Source organism: Amycolatopsis deserti, from assembly GCF_014653945.1.
Classification (GTDB): domain Bacteria; phylum Actinomycetota; class Actinomycetes; order Mycobacteriales; family Pseudonocardiaceae; genus Amycolatopsis_E; species Amycolatopsis_E deserti.
Map to the genome: position 1 here is coordinate 122,227 of NZ_BNAU01000001.1, position 15,849 is coordinate 138,075.

Here is a 15,849-nt window from a genome sequence, read left to right on the forward strand (position 1 = left end):
CCATGGCACTCACCGGAGGCGAGATCAGGTTCGACCGCGGTCACGACGGCCGGGTCGCCTACCTGACCCTCGATCACGGCAAGTACAACATCATCACCTGGGAGACCCGTCAGGTGATGGCCGACCGGTTCGCCGAGATCGACGCCGACGACGACATCAAGGTCGTGGTGATCCAGGCTGCCGGGGAGCACTTCTCCTCCGGCGGCGACATCGCCGGGTTCATGGAGGTCGACCCGATCGACTTCACCGACCTGGGACACAACGTCACCGCCCCGGCGCGCAGCCCGAAGCCGGTGATCACCGCGGTCGACGGCTACTGCTTCGGCGTCGGGCTCGAACTCGCGCTGTCCAGCGACATCCGGGTGGCGACCAAGCGCGCCGAGTTCGCGCTGCCGGAAATGCGGCTGGGCATGATCCCCGGCTCCGGCGGCACGCAGCGCCTCGCCCGGCTGATCGGCCTCGCCCGGGCGAAGTACCACGTGATGACCGCGTCGCGGATCAACGCGCAGCAGGCCGGGGACTGGGGCCTGGTGGCGAACGTGGTCGAGGACCGTGCCGCGCTGGACGCCGAGGTGGAGCGGATCGTGGGCGTGCTGCTCGGGTTCTCCCCGCTGGCCGCCCGCACTGCCAAGGAGGTGCTCGACAAGGGCGTGGACGCGCCGCTGTACTCCGGCATCGAGCTGGAGCGCAAGGCGTACTCGATGCTGCGCTCCAGCAACGACTTCGCCGAGGGTGTCGCCGCGTTCACCGAGAAGCGGGCGCCGAAGTTCCAGGGCCGGTGACCTGAGCCATGAAAGCCGCACCATTCGCCTACGTCCGGCCGTCGAGTCTGTCCGACGCGATCGCCGAACTCGTGAGCACGGGCGGCGGCGGCAAGGTCATCGCGGGTGGGCAGTCGCTGGTGCCTGTTCTGGCGATGCGGCTCGCCCGCCCCGCGACCTTGGTGGACATCAATTCCGTGACCGAGCTCGATCGGTTCGGCATCGCGGACGGGTACCTGGAGATCGGCGCCACGGTACGCCAGCGCCGGGTCGAGCGCGACCCGGTGAGCGCCGCGGTTCCCTTGCTGGGCATGGCGCTGCCGTGGGTCGGTCACCGGGAACTGCGCAGCCGCGGCACCGTGTGCGGGAGCCTCGCGCACGCCGACCCGGCCGCCGAGCTGCCTGCCGTGGCGTGCTGCCTGAACGCCGAGCTGACCGTGACCGGCACCGGCGGCGCCCGCCAGGTGCCGGCCAGGGAGTTCTTCTCCGGCGCGATGACGACCGCGCTCGGGCCCGAGGACATCCTGACCGCGGTGCGCTTCCCGGTCGCCGGGAAGGGTGAGGGTTTCGGGTTCGCCGAGATCGCGCGCAGGCACGGGGACTTCGCACTGGCCGGGGTCGTCGCCCGGGTTCGCGTGCGCGGCACGGAGACCGACGCGGAACTGACCGGGTTCGGCGTGTCCGACCGGCCGGTCACCCGCTCGGCCGCCGGTGAGCTCGCCGCGGCACTGCGCGAAAGCGGCGGTGATGTGACCAGCCTGCCGGGCGCACTGTCCGGTCCGCTCACCGCCGTGGCGGAGGAGCTGGTCGACACCGATGGCGACGCTCACGCGTCACGCGACTACCGCCGCCGCCTGTTCCGCACGCTGGCGAGCCGGGAACTGAGCAAGGCATACGAACGCGCTCGCACGAGCGCCGGTGAGGTGGACTCGTGACCGAAGTGTTGGCACAGAACGGAAAACCCCGCACCGTGAAGGCGGCGGCGGACGACCTCGTCGAAGTCAGGATGACGGTGAACGGCACACCCGCCGTGCTCAGCCTGCCCGCGCGCGTCACGCTCGCCGACGCGCTGCGCGACCACCTCGGGCTCACCGGCACGCACGTGGGCTGCGAACACGGGGTGTGCGGGATGTGCACGGTGCTCGTGGACGGGGAGGCGGCCCGGGCCTGTCTGCTGTTCGCGGTCCAGCTCGACGGGGCCGACGTCGTCACCGTGGAGGGTTTGGGTAGACCGGACGACCTGCACCCGCTGCAGGAGGCCTTCGGCCGCAACCACGCGCTGCAGTGTGGTTTCTGCACCCCGGGCTTCTTGATGAGTTCCTACGACCTGCTCAGCAACCAGCCTGAGGTGACCGAGGAGGAACTGCCGGAGGAGCTGTCCGGGGTCATCTGCCGCTGCACCGGGTACCGCAACATCCTCACCGCGGTCAGGGAAACCCAGGAGGCACACCCCGGCGGCATCCCGGCCCCGGGCAACTGCGCGCAGCGCGCGCTCGTGGGCCGGGCCACCGGCCAGGCGGGCGGCAGCACCGACGGCCGTGAGGTCACCGAGGAAACCGAGAGCAGCCGTCGGATCGACATCGTGCTCCCGGACGGCGATCCGACGATCGCGGTCGACATCGGGACCGAGATCGGCGTGCCCGTGGACGCGGTGTGGCGCGTGTTCGACGACGTGTCCCTGCTCGCCCGCTGCCTGCCCGGCGCGGAGCTCACCGAGGACCTCGGCGAGGACCACTACGCCGGCCGCGCGCGCGTGTCGGTGGGCCCGATCAAGCTCGCGTTCAAGGGCGTCGCGCACGTCGTCGAGCACGACCGCGCCGGTCAGCGCCTGCGCGTGCTCGCACAGGGGCAGGACACCGGTGGCGCGCAGACCCAGGCCGACATCGTGCTGCGCACCGAGGCCACGGCCAGCGGCACGGTGATGCGGGCCAAGGCCGAGGTGTACCTCACCGGGCGCATCGCGCAGTTCGGCCGCGCGCTCGCCGGTGACGTCAGCCGGCGCATGTTCGAGCAGTTCGCGGACGCCCTGCGCGAAGCCGCGACCTCCGGGCAGGCTCCCAGCGGTCCGGTGGAAGCGCCGAGCGCGCTGAAGCTCCTGTTCGCCCCGCTGTTCGACCGGATCCGGACAGCCCTGCGCCGCAAGTCCCGCTGATCCGGTTCCCGGTCCCTATCCCGTGAGGGGAAAACTGTGACACCTGATATCGCACCACGGTCAAAGTCGCCTCGTGCCGCGGTATTCGCTTCCGTCGCCGGCTGGTCCTTCGACCTGTTCGACCTGTTCCTGCTGCTCTACGTGGCCGGACCGATCAGCAAGAACATCTTCCCGAGCACCAGCCCCACCCTGGGGATCGCCGCGGTGTTCGGTTCGTTCGCGGTCACCGTCGTGATGCGCCCGGCGGGCGCGGCGATCTTCGGAGAGCTGGCCGACCGCAAGGGGCGCAAGGCGGTCATGGTTCTGGTGATGGGCGGCGTGGGCCTCACCACGGCGGCGATGGGCTTGGTGCCGACCCACGCCGCGGTCGGGGTGCTCGCCCCGATCCTGTTCCTGGCACTGCGGATCGCGCAGGGACTGTTCGTCGGCGGCGTCACCGCGACCACGCACACGCTCGGCACGGAGAGCATCGGTCCCCGCTGGCGTGGGCTGATGAGCGGGCTGATCGGGGCCGGGGGAGCGGGCCTCGGCGCCGCGCTGGCCAGCCTGGCCTACATCGTGGTCACGGCGCTCTTCCCCGGCCCGGCGTTCGACCAGTGGGGCTGGCGGGTGCTGTTCTTCTGCGGGCTGCTCAGCGCACTGCTGAGCCTGTTCGTGCTGCGCAAGGTCGACGAATCCCCGGAGTTCCAGGCCAAGCGGCAGGCACCGGTGCCGTTCCGGGAGCTGCTCCGGGGGCGCGGCAAGAAGATCCTCGCGTTGAACATCGCGGTGGCCGCCGGGGGTGGCGCGCAGTACTACCTGACCTCCGGGTACCTGCCCACCCTGCTCAGCGAAGTGGTCGGGGTCCCGGCCGCCCAGCGCGGCATCGTCCTGCTGCTCAGCAGTGTCGTGGTCGTTGGGGCCGCGATCGGCGCGGGCGAGCTGAGTGAACGCCTCGGCCGCCGCCGGACCATGCTCGGGTTCGGTCTGTGCAACCTCGTCGCGTTGCCCGTGCTCACCGGGGGCATCACCTCCGCGGGAGGCGATCGCGGGACGGTCGTGGCGCTGCTGTGCGTGGTCATGGTGATGCTGTCCAACGCCGCGTACTCGCCGCTGATGATCTTCCTCAACGAGCGGTATCCGACCGGGCTGCGGGCCAGGGGTACGGCGGTGAGCTGGAACCTGGGCTTCATGCTCGGCGGGCTGATGCCGACCCTGGTGAGTCTCCTCAGCCCGGAGCTGGCGGACGTTCCCTCGCGGCTCGCGATGTTTCTGGTGGGCGCGACCGTGGTGTTCGTCCTCGCGGTCCTCGCGAGCCCGGAAACCCGGGGCGCCCTCGACCGCGAGCGCGATGCGCGGCCAACCGTCGCCGACGACGTCACGCCCGCCTGAGGGCTGGCCGCCGAGGTTCGTTGGCCGGCCCCGCCCACGCGGAGCGGGGCCGGCCACAGCTCACTCCAGCATGAATCCCGCGTCGATCTGCTGGGTGGTGCCAGTGAGCCACTTGCTCGCGTCGGACACCAGGAACAAGACGACATCGGACACGTCGCGTACTGGCATCGCGTCGACCGGCATCAGGTTGTACCGCATCGCGTCACCGAGTTCCATGTGTGCGTCGAGCCACCGGGGAAAAACTCGTTGTCGGACATGGGGGAGTCGACCCGGTGGGGTGGATGGTGTTGACGCGGATCGACTCCGGTGCCGGCTCGCGCGCGAGAGTCGCATGGGACCGACGATGCCGCCGCGTGGTGCGTGCAGCCCGCGACCCCCTTGAGCCCGGCGGTCGACGACGTGAAGACGAGGGAACTGCGGCCGCCCGCGTGGATGTGCGGGATCACCGTCCGGGAGGCCTTGAACACGCCGGGCAGGTTGATGTCGGCTTCGACGAGAACGGCCTTGACCCGGTCTACGGGCTGGCGTCGTCCGGCCAGGTCAACCCAGGTGGCCTGAAGATCGCGGGGTCGGTCGGCTACGAGGCACCCGGAACCGGGTATCTGCGCAATATGGCCACTGGTGCCAAAACCACCTACACCTACTACGGCGACACCGAGACCAGGGCCAACCCCGCGTCGCTGGCAGCCCCGTGGTCAACCAGGGCGGCATGCCCAAGCTGACCACCTCCACCACCGCGGCAGCCGGCCCCGCCCGGGTCGACGAGCAGGTTTATGACGCCTCCGGGCGGGTGATCGCCGAAGCCACCGGCGGCGCCTGGACCTGCACCACCTACGACGTCCGCGACCGGCCGCTGGAAGAGCGCGTCCCCGCCTCAGCGGACGCGCCCGCCCGGACGGTGACGCACAACTACGCCGTCGGCGGCGACCCCCTCACCACGTCGGTGTCGGACGACAAGGGCACCATCACCCCGCCGGACCCGGCCGACGCACCTCGGACGTTGTCGTTCACCAATGACGACGCCGGGCGGGTGCTCACCCAGAAGCTGGACAGCACCACCGTCGCCACGGTCACGAAGGATTACGCCGCCCGGCTGACCAGCCTGGGGTGGAAGACCAGCGACGGGAAGGACATCGTCAGCCAGGTCGGCCGCACCTCGGCCGGCACGATCATCGACGAATCCCTCGCCGGCGTGGCTGCCAGACCGAACGCACCCAACTACATCTACGACGGCGTCGGACGCCTGACCGAGGCCTACGTCGCCGGACACCACTACACCCCCGACTACACCTCGACCGCCTCGGCGACCTGCCCGACCGGCACCCAGAGCAACGCGGGCCTCAACACCAACCGCATGCGGCTGCTCGACCAGACCGCATCCGGCACCGCCCGGACCCGTTACTGCTACGGCGCCGCCGACCGGCTCCTGGCCACCGAAGGCGCCACCGCACTGACCAACGTCGTCTACGACGCCGACGGCAACACCACCAGCTGGAGGGCCGCGGACGGCACCGTCACCACGCTGAAGTGGGACGGCTCCGACCGCAACATCAGCGCCCAGACCGTCAGCCCCACCCCAGTGCTGAACGCCAACGTCGTCTACACCCGCGACGCGACCAACCGCATCATCCGGCGCGACCCGCTCAACTGCGACAACAACACCGTCGCCCGCTACGGCTACACCGGCGACAGCGACACCGCCGACCTCACCCTCGACGGCAACAACCGGCTCACCTCCGTGTCGCTGTCCCTGCCCGGCGGGGTGCTGTTCACCAGCAAGGTCGGCAGCGACGGCGCCTTCACACCCACCTACGACCACCCCACCGTCCGCGGCGACCTGGTCCTCACCACCGACGCGGCCGGTCACCAGGTCGGCGACCTGCGCACCTACGACCCCTACGGCCAGCCGCTGACGGCTGCCGGGGCCGTTACCAGCGCCCCTACGAACACACCGGCGCACTGTCCCTCGTCCAGATGGGAGCCCGGCCCTACATCCCGCTCCTCGGCCGGTTCCTCTCCGTCGATCCCCAGGAGGGCGGCTCCGCCAACGACTACGTCGCCGGCGGCCCGATCAACACCGTCGACCTCGACGGCCATATGTAGGGGTTGGCTTAAGTCGGCTGTGAACGTGGTGACGAAGGTTGCAGAGTATGCCGCGTACATTCCTGGACCGATCGGGGCTGTAGCCAACGGAGTCGCTGCAGTCGGCAACGCCATCCGGGGAAACTGGGGCAAAGTCGCGGTTTACGCTGCTGGGGGCGATTACTGGAGGAGCTGCAACTTTCATCTACAAGGCGGCTAAAGTGGCCACTGTGGCTAGGTATGCGATGAAGGTGGGTAACAAGTTGCCCAGTATCCGAGCGTCACGCCTGACGTCGAGGATCGCAGGTCGAATGTGGACGATGGGTCGGCGTGCGACGCGCGGGACAGCACGTAACGGTGCGCCGATGCGTTCTACGCCCACCACCATTGGCGAGCGCCCGCGCGGAAGGGACGAGGTTGGTCTTCCAACCTGGAATTCATCGACAAGGGGCGCCATGACTACTTCAACTTCCACGTTGAGCATCGTCGCCCAATTTTCCGACGTAGGTGAACAAATGAGGTGGCTTTTTCCTGGCCGATCATTCGACAACCCTGTGCCGCTGGATCCAGCGTTGAAGCAGTTTGCGGGAAGAGTGGCTGCGCTGCGTCGCGACGATAAGGACATCGGCTACATCTACCTGGTTTTGGACGTGTTTTTGATCAAGAAGAGGTGGTTCAACAGGGCATCGTCGGGCACGCCTCCCCGCGAAGTGCTCGAGTTGAATCTGGTGACCTTGAAGGGTGGCCGTTTCGAGGACTACATCCAAGGAATATATGACGAGGACGAAGCCCGCCAAGAGTTACTGGGGAATCAGAGGGTTTGTAAGCGTTCTCATGACGATCCTGAGCCCTCTGAAAACGCTCGTAGTTCCCGCTGCCGGGTCGGCGCTGGGGTTCCTGCTGGTGGCAGAGGGTGCGGCCGCCGGGGCGACGGACATGCGCTGTGTTGTTCGATGCTCACGCGGGGAGCACGGTGGGGAGAGGTCCTATCAGCTTGAGTGCGTCTTGAATCGGCCGTACCAGCTCATCTACCGGGCCTACCACTCCGCCTGCGGCTTCGTGAACATGGCCGACGAACTGCGCAGCCTCGGCGACGGCCGCTACCTGCTGATCGGCACCGCCGGGTTCACCGAGAAGCAGCGCTACTTAGACAGCTTCCTGCTCGAGCGCACTGAGTGCTCCTACCGCGGCGACATCGGCCGGTCCCGCAAGCACTGGTCGCCGGAGAACGAGATCCCCAACCTGCGCAACCCTGCCTGGGGCTCAACGGATTACCCTCCGGAGCCACGCGTGGACATCGGCCCAGACGATCTCCCAGCCGTCGTCCTGCATCATGTTGTGACCGATTCGGTCGAACTGGTGCAGGGCGGCGCCGTATCTGCGGGCGGTGTCCTTGACGTCGGTCAACGGCACTAGCCGGTCTGCGGTGGCCGCCACGCACAGGATGCGCGGATCGCCCAGCGGTGCCTTCGGCGGGCGGTGGAAGATGATCTGGTGCTGGGCCAGTGGTGCCTCCTTGCCGGCCTCGGCGATCCAGCGCCGGGCGCTCGCCCGGTCGAGGGCCTCGTAGAGGTACTCCGGCCGCATCGGCAGCGTGCGGCCCACAACCATCTGTATGGCGTCGCCGGGGTGCTGGCGCGCCACCGACAAGAACGAGCCGACGCCGGGGCGGGCGGCGACCGAGGCGACCAGCACTAGTCCGCGCACCCGGTGCCGGGCGGCGGCCATCAGCGACACCAGGCCGCCCATCGAGTGGCCGACGAGCACCGGCTGTGCCGGCAGCTGTGCGGCCACCCGGATGACGTCGTCGCGATACTGCCCCAGTCGGGACGTGAGGAGTGGGCCCGTGCTGGCACCGTGGCCGCGCAGCGACATCGCGTACGCCAGGTAGCCGGCCTGGTTCGCCGCCATACGCCAGTTGTCCCAGCACCGCGCGCTGTGACCGAGCCCGGGCACGAACAGGAGCGGAGGAAGTCCCGACCCGGACGCCGCCGAGGTGTCCGGGCCGAGCACCTCCAGCTCCGGAAGCCTCCGGGTCACGCCGAAGCCGTCTGGGCGACCGCGGCCGTCCGGGCCGGGGTGAACTCGAGGATGCCGTCGTCGATCGGGTCCTCCAGCAGCACCTTCCGGTCGTGCTTGTAGTCCATCACCATCCGCCACGGGAAGCCGCGGCCCTGGCGCGGCAGCTCCCCGGCAGCGCGGAGGATGTAGCCGGCCGTGAGCTCCCCGTCGGCGACGCTGGCGTCGGTCGCGTTGTCGCCTCGGTCGACAGGCGTGACGACCTCCGTGTGCGTCGCATCCATCTCCTTCAACAGTCGCACCAGATAGGAGCTCGCCAGGTCGACCTTGAGCGTCCACGAGATATTCGTGTATCCGAAGACCCAGGCCAGGTTAGGTACGTCCTCGAGCATCACGCTCTTGTAGGTCATGCCGTCCTTGAGCTGCCGCGCGACGCCGTCGACGCTCAACACGGCGCCACCGAGCGGCTGCATCGACAGGCCGGTGGCGGAGACGATGATGTCGGCCTCGAGCTCCTGGCCGGAGGTGAGCAGGATGCCCTTCGGGGTGAACGCCTCGATCGTGTCGGTGACGACCGACGCCTTGCCACTCGTGATCGCGGTGAAGAGGTCGCCGTCCGGTACGGCGCACAGACGCTGGTCCCACGGATTGTACGTCGGCGAAAAGTGCGTCATGTCGTAGTCATCGCCCACGTGCTTGCGGACACCGCGCAGCAGCAGCGCCCGACTCAGTGCGGGGAAACGCCGCGAGCCGAAATACGTCGCCCGCCATACCGCGATGTTGCGCGCGCGGGTGAGGCGGTCGGACAGGTGGCGGGGTAGGAACCGGCGCTGGACCGCGGTCATCTTGTCGACTGACGGCAGCGACATCACGTAGGTAGGGGACCGCTGCAGCATCGTGACGTGCCCGGCACCGCCCTTGGCCATCGCCGGGACGAGGGTGATCGCGGTGGCCCCGGAGCCGATCACGACCACCTTCTTGCCGGAATAGTCCAGACCCTCGGGCCAGTGCTGCGGGTGGACGAGCTGGCCCTGGAACTGGTCGGCACCAGGGAAGTCGGGCTGGTAGCCGTTGTCGTAGTCGTAGTAGCCCGTCGCGGTGACAAGGAAGTCGCACGTGCGCGTCTCGGTCTCGCCGGTCGCCTCGATCAGCGAGGTGACGGTCCAGCGGCGCTCGGTGCTCGACCAGTCGGCGCCGACCACCTTGCGTCCGTAGCTGATCAACTGCTCGACGCCGAACTGCTTCGCCGTCGCTACGACGTAGTTGCGGATCGAGGTGCCGTCCGCGAGGACCTTGAGCTCGTTCCACGGGCGCAACTCGTAGCCGAAGGTGAACATGTCCGAGTCCGAGCGCACTCCGGGATAGCGGAAGAGATCCCAGGTCCCGCCGATGCGCTCACGGCGCTCGAGGACCGCCAGCGTGCGCTCGGGGAACTCCTTGCGGAGGCGGCTGGCGACGCCGATGCCCGAGACGCCGGCGCCGATCACGAGGACGTTCGTGTGGGTGTTCATGCCAAGAGCGTGACGTAACACAGGTCACAAAGTATTGTCGGATCGCGACAGCTTTTAAGCATTTCGCGACAGGTGGAGGTGGAGGTGGGCAGCCTCATCCGGGCGACCAACTTGCTCGGGTTCGCCGAGCTGGTGCGCGAGCTCGGCGGTGACCCGGAGGCGCTGCTCACCCGGCATCGGATCCCCCCGGGGGTCGCGTCGGTCGAGGACGCCTTCATCCCCTACGCCAGCCTCGCCTACCTCCTCGACGAGACCGCCCGTGAGCTCGGGTGTCCCGACTTCGGGCTGCGGCTCTCGGGCTGGCAGGGGATCGACATCCTCGGGCCGGTCGCGGTCATGGCGCGACACGCCTCGACGGTGGCCGACGGATTCGCGCAGATCGCCCGCTACCTCCACATCCACTCGCCTGCGCTGCACCTCTCGGTCGCCCGGCCCGGCGAGGTCGGATACCGGGACGGCGCGGTGACCTTCCTTTTTGACATCCAGGAACGCGGCCTGCCCTACCTCGCCCAGCCCTACGAGCTGAGCCTCGCCAACGGCGAGCGGATCGCCCGGCTCCTCGGCGGCGCCGACTTGGTGTTCGAGGCGGTCGCATTCCGCCACGCCGCCCAGAGCGACCCGGCGACGTACGAGGAGTTCTTCGGCGCGCCGGTCCTCTTCGGCCAGGAGTGGTGCGGCATCCGCATCAGCCTCGCGGCGGCACAGCGGCCGATCGACACCGCCGACCCGGCGACGCTCCGGCTCGTGTCGCGGTACCTCGACGCGTCGTACACGCCCGGTCAGGACCTCGTGCCCCGAGTCGCAGAGCTGGTACGACGGCTCCTTCCAACCGGCACCTGCACCACGACGACCGTCGCCCGCCACCTCGGCCTGCATCCGCGCACGCTGCAGCGGCAGCTGGCCGCCGAAGGCACCACCTTCGCGACGATCCTCGACGAGGAGCGCAAGGAACAGGCGGCCCGGCTGCTCGCCACGCCCGGACTGCAGCTTCGCCAACTCGCCGGCATGCTCGGCTACGTCGAGCAGAGCACCTTCAACCGCTCGTTTCGACGGTGGTACGGCACCACCCCGACCAGGTACCTCGCTGGGCGCTGACCGGTGTTCGATTTACGCAAGCGCGGGGCGCCCCGGTGTGTGGGACGGGGCTCAGGCGTCCTTGAGAATCATCGAGGCACGGGGCGCAGGCCCGTTTCGGCGCAGAGCGCAGCGAGGCCTCCCAAACCGAAGGCGTCCAGTGGGCGGACGTCTGCGGTGGTTGCCTCGCCATCGACGAGCCGCGCCGCCGCAGCAGCCAGCAGCCCGCCGGTGAGGGAGTAGATGCTCGGTCCCCCGACGTGGGCCTGGGCGATGACGTGCCCTGACGCGTCGGACGCTCGGGCGACCACGTGAATCGGTGTCTTGGCCCGCTCGGATGTGTCGGGCCCGCCTGCCGGTCCGATTGCCGCTTTGCTGACATGAGCGACGATGCGTTCGCCGAGTGGCCGGCGCGCGATGAGGTTCGCCACCGGCGAGATGGCGGTGATCGGCCCGCAGTCGTAGCCGAAGGCGGGGAGCATCGTCGAGCCGGTCGCTCGGGCGGCTTGATAGTGGCGCGTGCGGAGGTCGCGCGCGAACCCGACCTCGCCGGTCGAGTCGACGTAGTGCGCGCCGACCGAAGCGGCCGCTGCGGCGACGGGGTGTCCGAAGCGTTCGACCGGCCCGACCGTGGTGACGAGCACGTCGCCGGGCCCATCGAGGGCCCGCACCGAGGCACGGTTGGTGACGCCGACGCGCGCCAGTCGACGCCTCTGGTGGACCGACGCCTCGGCTGCCGGGCGACCAGTGAACCCGGTCGCGCCTGAGCCAACGATGGTGCCCGTCGTCGTCAGGCCGCGGCCCGCTCGGCCACGAACGCCGAGATGGCGGCAACCATCTGGTCGAGGGCAGGCTGCTCCAGCGGGTAGTGGCCCCCGTTGTCGAGCATGACGGTCTTGACCGGGACCTTGGTGATCCGGTTGAGAAACGGCTTTGAGAGATGTAGCGGAGTCCACGCGTCGGCGGCCGGCTGGGTGAGCAGGACGGGGCACACGTCGAACTCCTCGGCAGCGACGACCGGACGGTAGCTGAGCCACGAGTCCAGGAACGCGATGGAGACGCTGTTGCCTGCCGACGTCTTGTCCTTGTAGGTGACATTCTTGGCAGCCCGGTTGTTGACGAGCGCGCGCATCTTGGACACGTAGCGCATCGGCACGCGCACCCGTCCCAGGCCGATCTTGTTGAGCAGCCGCATGGTCGGGGCGCCCAGGATGCCGCTGATCGGGTCGAAGCCGGTCTCCTTGCGCACCTGGAAGACCGCGGTGTCGAGGAAGGTCATGCCGACGATGCCCTTGACCTTCTTGTTCAGCGCGGCCACGTGGTAGGTCTCCATACCGCCGGCCGAGAGGCCGTAGAGGATGATCGGGCGATCGTCCTTGGCCAGCTCGGCGTCGACCAGGTCGGAGCCGATCTGGACCCAGTCGTCGTAGGTCACCGGGGCGCCCTCGGCGACCTGGGTGATGCCGTAGGTGGGCATGTCGATCGCGATCGTCTCGTAGCCCATGTCCGCCAGGGGGCGGCCCAGGATCGTGGTCATCTGGCGGCCGTTGGTGCCTACCCCGTGGAACAGGATCACCTTCGCCGGTGCCTGGGGATTGCGGTACGTGTCGAGGTGGATGCGGTGTCCGCGATGGTCCCACCACTCTTCCACGGGTTCCGTCTCGGGTGTCAGTCGGTACTTGGCGGGCAGGAATTCTTGGATCGCACGCCACTCGGGCTGCTGGCTGTAGGTCGTCATGACTCGATGGTGACTCCAGGCGACTCTTAATGCAAGTCGTACTTGCGTTTATGCTGGTGTGGTGAGCACGACATCGAAGCCATCCCCGCACCACAGCCGACCAGGCGGACGCACCGCCCGCACTCGCCGGGCGGTACTCGACGCAGCGGCGGCACTCTTGGCCGAGTTCTCACCGGCCGAGGTCACGGTCGCGCAGATCGCAATGCGCGCCGGCGTCAACGAGACGACGATCTACCGGAAGTGGGGCAGCAAGGACGCGCTCTACAGAGACGTCCTGTTGACGCTCTCCAGCGAACAGCTCGAGATGACGGACACCGGGTCTCTTCGTGGTGATCTATTGCAGGTGGTCTCCGGCGTGGCTACGTTCCTGCGCACTCCGGCCGGCTACTCGCTGGCCTACCTGGGCGCCACGGGCGAGGACGCAACCACCGCGGCTCTCCGGGATGCATTCTGGGCGGACCGCTTCGCGAAGGCCCAAGTCATCTTTGACCGTGCCGTAGAGCGCGGCGAGATCGCTGATGCTTCCGTTGCGGAGCTTGCCTACGAGGCGTTGATCGGCACCATGCACTTCCGCATCCTCGCCCGCCGCCGGCCCTTGGCTGACGACATCGCTGAGCGCCTCGTTGATCTTGTCCTCGATGGCGTTCTCTCGGCCTCAACGGAGAGTCGCACACCAGGATGAGCCGTGGGGAGCCACGCGTTGCTTCGCCGATGGCTCCTCCGCCACCAGGTCGATGCCGCACTTGCCGCGAGCTTCTGGACCCGCCCGGCCCCGCGTCGAGGATCGCCAGGTCGGCAGGAGGGGCACAGGAGCTGCGTCCGTCGACGCCGATGGCGGCGGTGCACATTGCCTGCGCCCACGTTGGTAGCGTCCACCCGCCGGCGGGCCGCGGCTCCGGTTCGTGACCGGGTGCTCGAACATCCGCTCCGACCGAATGGCGTGCCACCTGGTCCGCGGTAACGCTGGCACTTTCACCCGCCGAGGGTTCGGCGCACCCGGTGATCGCTATGGAATCGCCGATCACTGCCACGTGAAGACGGGCGACGCGACGTTGTGCTCAGCAGCGGCTACTGGCTCATTCCGTCGGGAGCGGCGCGGGCGGCGGCGATCAAGCCGTAGAGGTAGTGCGGGTAGGGCAGCGGGCCGCGCCCGCGCTTTTCCATGCGGTGCAGGCGGCCCTCACGGATGAAGTAAGGAAGAACGCTGCCTGCCCGTCAGAAACGTCCAGGCGTTGATCTTGGCACTCTTGTTGTCCTGGATGCCCCGGGGAAGTCTAGGCGGAGCCGCTCGCTGGCGAATCGACCGGAGCGGTTCGCAGCTTCGTCAAGTAGCGCGGCGAGATCGGTGCCCTTGATCCACCGGTGGCTGAGCGCTCGACCGGCCGGTCGTGGACGCCGGTCCACATCCTGTGATTCCTCGCGCCCTGGCCTGAGCATCCGTGCCTGCTGCCTCCTTTCGGGTTCGGTCGTACGCCCCGTTTTCAAAAGTGGTGATCCAGAGCTACCCGCCGAGACGCTGATGGCCGGCGACGTCGTCGTCCGGCCACCAGCTGGCGGGATGCCCCCGACGCGGTTCAGTCGTCCAGGGCGCGGCCTGCCTCGGCGTACATGTCCTCGCGCGTGATCGGCGTGATGTTGGAGTTTAGGCGGGACACGCCCGGGATCTCGCCGTAGTCGGGGCCGCAGTGCGGTGCCAGGTACTCGGCGAAGACGGAGTCGCCGTACTGGCGCTCGCTCTTGACCTTCTTCTCGACCGGGTCGAACTCGATGACGGCGAGGTACTGGCCGGTCACCCGCTCGCCGTCCTCCCGGTTGAAGGAGAAGGACGCCTCGCGGAACAGGGTGTTCGGGCCGACGCCGTGAACTCGCATCTTCGAGGCCGGGTCGCCGCGGTCGATGTCGGCGAGCGCGCGGCGGTAGTGCTCGCGGACGGCCTCCGGACCGTCCGCGGCCCAGCCCCACGACGGAAACTCGTAGTGCGGGTTGGCGACGACAGTCGCCATCGTCGCGTCGAGATCCTTGGACAGCTCGGCCATTTCGTGGCGGTAGAGGATCTGCTCCATCTCCTCCAGGGTCAGGTCGGCCATGTCATCTCCAGTTCTTGTCCAGGCCCCCGCTCCGCGGATCGGCCTTGTGGGTTCGGCGGGTGTCGGTTCGGATCTCACGCCATGGTTTCGCCACCGTCGACGGTGATGATCTGGCCGGTGACGTAGTTGTTGGCCATGAGGAAGAGCGCCGCCGCGGCGGCCTCCTCCGCGGTGCCGAAGCGCCGAGCGGCCAGGTCGAGCCGGCAGCCGCGATCGCCTCGTCGGACTCGAAGCCGGGGTAGCCGCGCAGCAGTGGCGTGACAGTCCGGCCGAAGCGCACGGTGTTCACGCGGATCCGCGAGGCGGCGAGCTCCACGCCGATGGACCTGGTCATCACCTCGACGGCACCTGCCATCGCGTTCCCGACAGCTGTGCCCGGCACCGGCTTGCGGGACATCGTGCCCGAGCTGAGCGTGAGCGACCCACCCGCGGGGAGCCGCGCCCCGGCCACCCTGGCCGCGACGAAGGCGGCGGGAACCCTGGACTCGAACGTACTCCGCAGGACATCGAGCGACAGATCGCCGAGCAACCCCATGCCTTGGGAGGTGCCCGCGGTGACGAGGAGGTGATCGACGTGGCCACCCAGGTCGAAGGCCGCGTTCAGGACACTCTCGTCGCCGCCGTCGCCGGCCACGCCCTGGACGGCTTCGTCGTCACCTGGATACTCGGCGCGCAGCTGTTTGACGGCGGACTCGAGGCGGCCGGGGTCGCGGCCGATGAGCACCACCCGGGCGCCGACCGAGCGGAGCAGCGATCCGGCGGCCAGGCCGATCCCGGACGTGCCGCCGACGATGACGACGGTCTCACCGGCGAGCGCACTCGGAAGCGGCGTGCGAGTGGGGATGGGTGCATTCACGACAAGACCTTCACTGATCGTTTGTGGTGGTTGGATGGATGATGCGTCGTCAGGCCGCCGCAGGGCAGGCCCCGGGGACCATGGCCACGTCGTGCTCGGTGAGCAGGAGTCCCGCGGACGGCTCGTCATGCCGTGCTTGCGGACTCATGGCAGGGAGTGGCACTGCCGGGACCGCTGGTGTGCCCAGTGCCGCCGCGG

18 protein-coding genes are annotated in these 15,849 nt (G+C 68.8%); 9 read left to right on the top strand and 9 right to left on the bottom strand.

Annotated elements, in window-relative coordinates; all coding sequences use genetic code 11:
• Window positions 1-2 precede the first annotated feature (2 nt).
• The 4 genes from IE290_RS00560 to IE290_RS00575 are packed head-to-tail and all read left to right on the top strand — an operon-like array spanning window position 3 to window position 4,284.
• Complete coding sequence (locus IE290_RS00560; RefSeq protein WP_191242502.1) at window positions 3-782, top strand: enoyl-CoA hydratase/isomerase family protein; 780 nt, start codon at window positions 3-5, stop codon at window positions 780-782.
• 8 nt (window positions 783-790) lie between these two features.
• The gene (locus IE290_RS00565) at window positions 791-1,696 is read left to right on the top strand and encodes an FAD binding domain-containing protein (protein ID WP_191242503.1); all 906 of its coding nucleotides are present in this window, start codon (window positions 791-793) and stop codon (window positions 1,694-1,696) included.
• Complete coding sequence (locus IE290_RS00570; RefSeq protein ID WP_229873986.1) at window positions 1,693-2,913, top strand: xanthine dehydrogenase family Fe-S subunit; 1,221 nt, start codon at window positions 1,693-1,695, stop codon at window positions 2,911-2,913. Before IE290_RS00565 ends, IE290_RS00570 begins: the two co-directional genes overlap by 4 nt.
• Window positions 2,914-2,949: 36 nt before the next feature.
• The gene (locus IE290_RS00575; RefSeq protein ID WP_191242504.1) at window positions 2,950-4,284 is read left to right on the top strand and encodes an MFS transporter; all 1,335 of its coding nucleotides are present in this window, start codon (window positions 2,950-2,952) and stop codon (window positions 4,282-4,284) included.
• A 60-nt stretch (window positions 4,285-4,344) separates the two neighbouring features.
• Here the strand turns inward: IE290_RS00575 and IE290_RS00580 are convergent, their stop codons facing one another.
• Window positions 4,345-4,500, bottom strand: a complete 156-nt coding sequence (locus tag IE290_RS00580; protein ID WP_191242505.1) for a hypothetical protein — start codon at window positions 4,498-4,500, stop codon at window positions 4,345-4,347.
• 137 nt (window positions 4,501-4,637) lie between these two features.
• On the opposite strand from IE290_RS00580, the gene IE290_RS00585 reads away from it, so the two are divergent.
• Window positions 4,638-5,006: a hypothetical protein gene (locus IE290_RS00585; RefSeq protein ID WP_191242506.1), complete on the top strand. Its 369-nt coding sequence runs from the start codon at window positions 4,638-4,640 to the stop codon at window positions 5,004-5,006.
• Window positions 5,007-5,193: 187 nt separating this feature from the next.
• Here the strand turns inward: IE290_RS00585 and IE290_RS38630 are convergent, their stop codons facing one another.
• Window positions 5,194-5,358 carry a hypothetical protein gene (locus tag IE290_RS38630; protein WP_444541883.1) on the bottom strand — a complete coding sequence of 55 codons (165 nt, stop codon included), beginning with the start codon at window positions 5,356-5,358 and terminating at the stop codon, window positions 5,194-5,196.
• A gap of 390 nt (window positions 5,359-5,748) precedes the next feature.
• Window positions 5,749-5,877, bottom strand: coding sequence for a hypothetical protein (locus IE290_RS38635; RefSeq protein WP_444541884.1), 129 nt, complete (start codon window positions 5,875-5,877; stop codon window positions 5,749-5,751).
• Between the two features lie 381 nt (window positions 5,878-6,258).
• On the opposite strand from IE290_RS38635, the gene IE290_RS00590 reads away from it, so the two are divergent.
• Together IE290_RS00590 and IE290_RS00595 are read left to right on the top strand one after the other, a co-directional pair.
• Entirely contained in the window at window positions 6,259-6,387 is a 129-nt protein-coding gene (locus IE290_RS00590) for an RHS repeat-associated core domain-containing protein (RefSeq protein WP_191243888.1), read from the top strand.
• A gap of 455 nt (window positions 6,388-6,842) precedes the next feature.
• A complete protein-coding gene (locus IE290_RS00595) occupies window positions 6,843-7,364 on the top strand; it encodes a hypothetical protein (protein WP_191242507.1) in 522 nt (173 codons plus the stop codon).
• Window positions 7,365-7,629: 265 nt separating this feature from the next.
• Here IE290_RS00595 and IE290_RS00600 read toward each other — a convergent pair whose 3' ends face one another.
• Together IE290_RS00600 and IE290_RS00605 are read right to left on the bottom strand one after the other, a co-directional pair.
• Entirely contained in the window at window positions 7,630-8,406 is a 777-nt protein-coding gene (locus tag IE290_RS00600) for an alpha/beta hydrolase (RefSeq protein WP_191242508.1), read from the bottom strand.
• Window positions 8,403-9,896, bottom strand: coding sequence for a flavin-containing monooxygenase (locus IE290_RS00605; protein WP_191242509.1), 1,494 nt, complete (start codon window positions 9,894-9,896; stop codon window positions 8,403-8,405). Before IE290_RS00605 ends, IE290_RS00600 begins: the two co-directional genes overlap by 4 nt.
• Window positions 9,897-9,980: 84 nt before the next feature.
• Here IE290_RS00605 and IE290_RS00610 point away from each other — a divergent pair, with 84 nt between their 5' ends.
• On the top strand, window positions 9,981-10,991 hold the full coding sequence (locus IE290_RS00610) for an AraC family transcriptional regulator (RefSeq protein ID WP_191242510.1): 1,011 nt from the start codon (window positions 9,981-9,983) through the stop codon (window positions 10,989-10,991).
• 68 nt (window positions 10,992-11,059) lie between these two features.
• Here IE290_RS00610 and IE290_RS00615 read toward each other — a convergent pair whose 3' ends face one another.
• Window positions 11,060-11,641, bottom strand: coding sequence for a saccharopine dehydrogenase family protein (locus IE290_RS00615; protein WP_229873990.1), 582 nt, complete (start codon window positions 11,639-11,641; stop codon window positions 11,060-11,062).
• A 119-nt stretch (window positions 11,642-11,760) separates the two neighbouring features.
• The gene (locus IE290_RS00620; protein WP_191242511.1) at window positions 11,761-12,708 is read right to left on the bottom strand and encodes an alpha/beta hydrolase; all 948 of its coding nucleotides are present in this window, start codon (window positions 12,706-12,708) and stop codon (window positions 11,761-11,763) included.
• Window positions 12,709-12,769: 61 nt separating this feature from the next.
• Between IE290_RS00620 and IE290_RS00625 the strand changes: the two genes are divergently transcribed.
• Window positions 12,770-13,390: a TetR/AcrR family transcriptional regulator gene (locus IE290_RS00625; RefSeq protein WP_191242512.1), complete on the top strand. Its 621-nt coding sequence runs from the start codon at window positions 12,770-12,772 to the stop codon at window positions 13,388-13,390.
• A gap of 892 nt (window positions 13,391-14,282) precedes the next feature.
• Here the strand turns inward: IE290_RS00625 and IE290_RS00630 are convergent.
• The gene (locus IE290_RS00630) at window positions 14,283-14,795 is read right to left on the bottom strand and encodes a hypothetical protein (RefSeq protein WP_191242513.1); all 513 of its coding nucleotides are present in this window, start codon (window positions 14,793-14,795) and stop codon (window positions 14,283-14,285) included.
• Between the two features lies 1 nt (window position 14,796).
• Complete coding sequence (locus IE290_RS00635) at window positions 14,797-15,651, bottom strand: SDR family oxidoreductase (protein WP_229873995.1); 855 nt, start codon at window positions 15,649-15,651, stop codon at window positions 14,797-14,799.
• Between the last annotated feature and the right edge of the window lie 198 nt (window positions 15,652-15,849).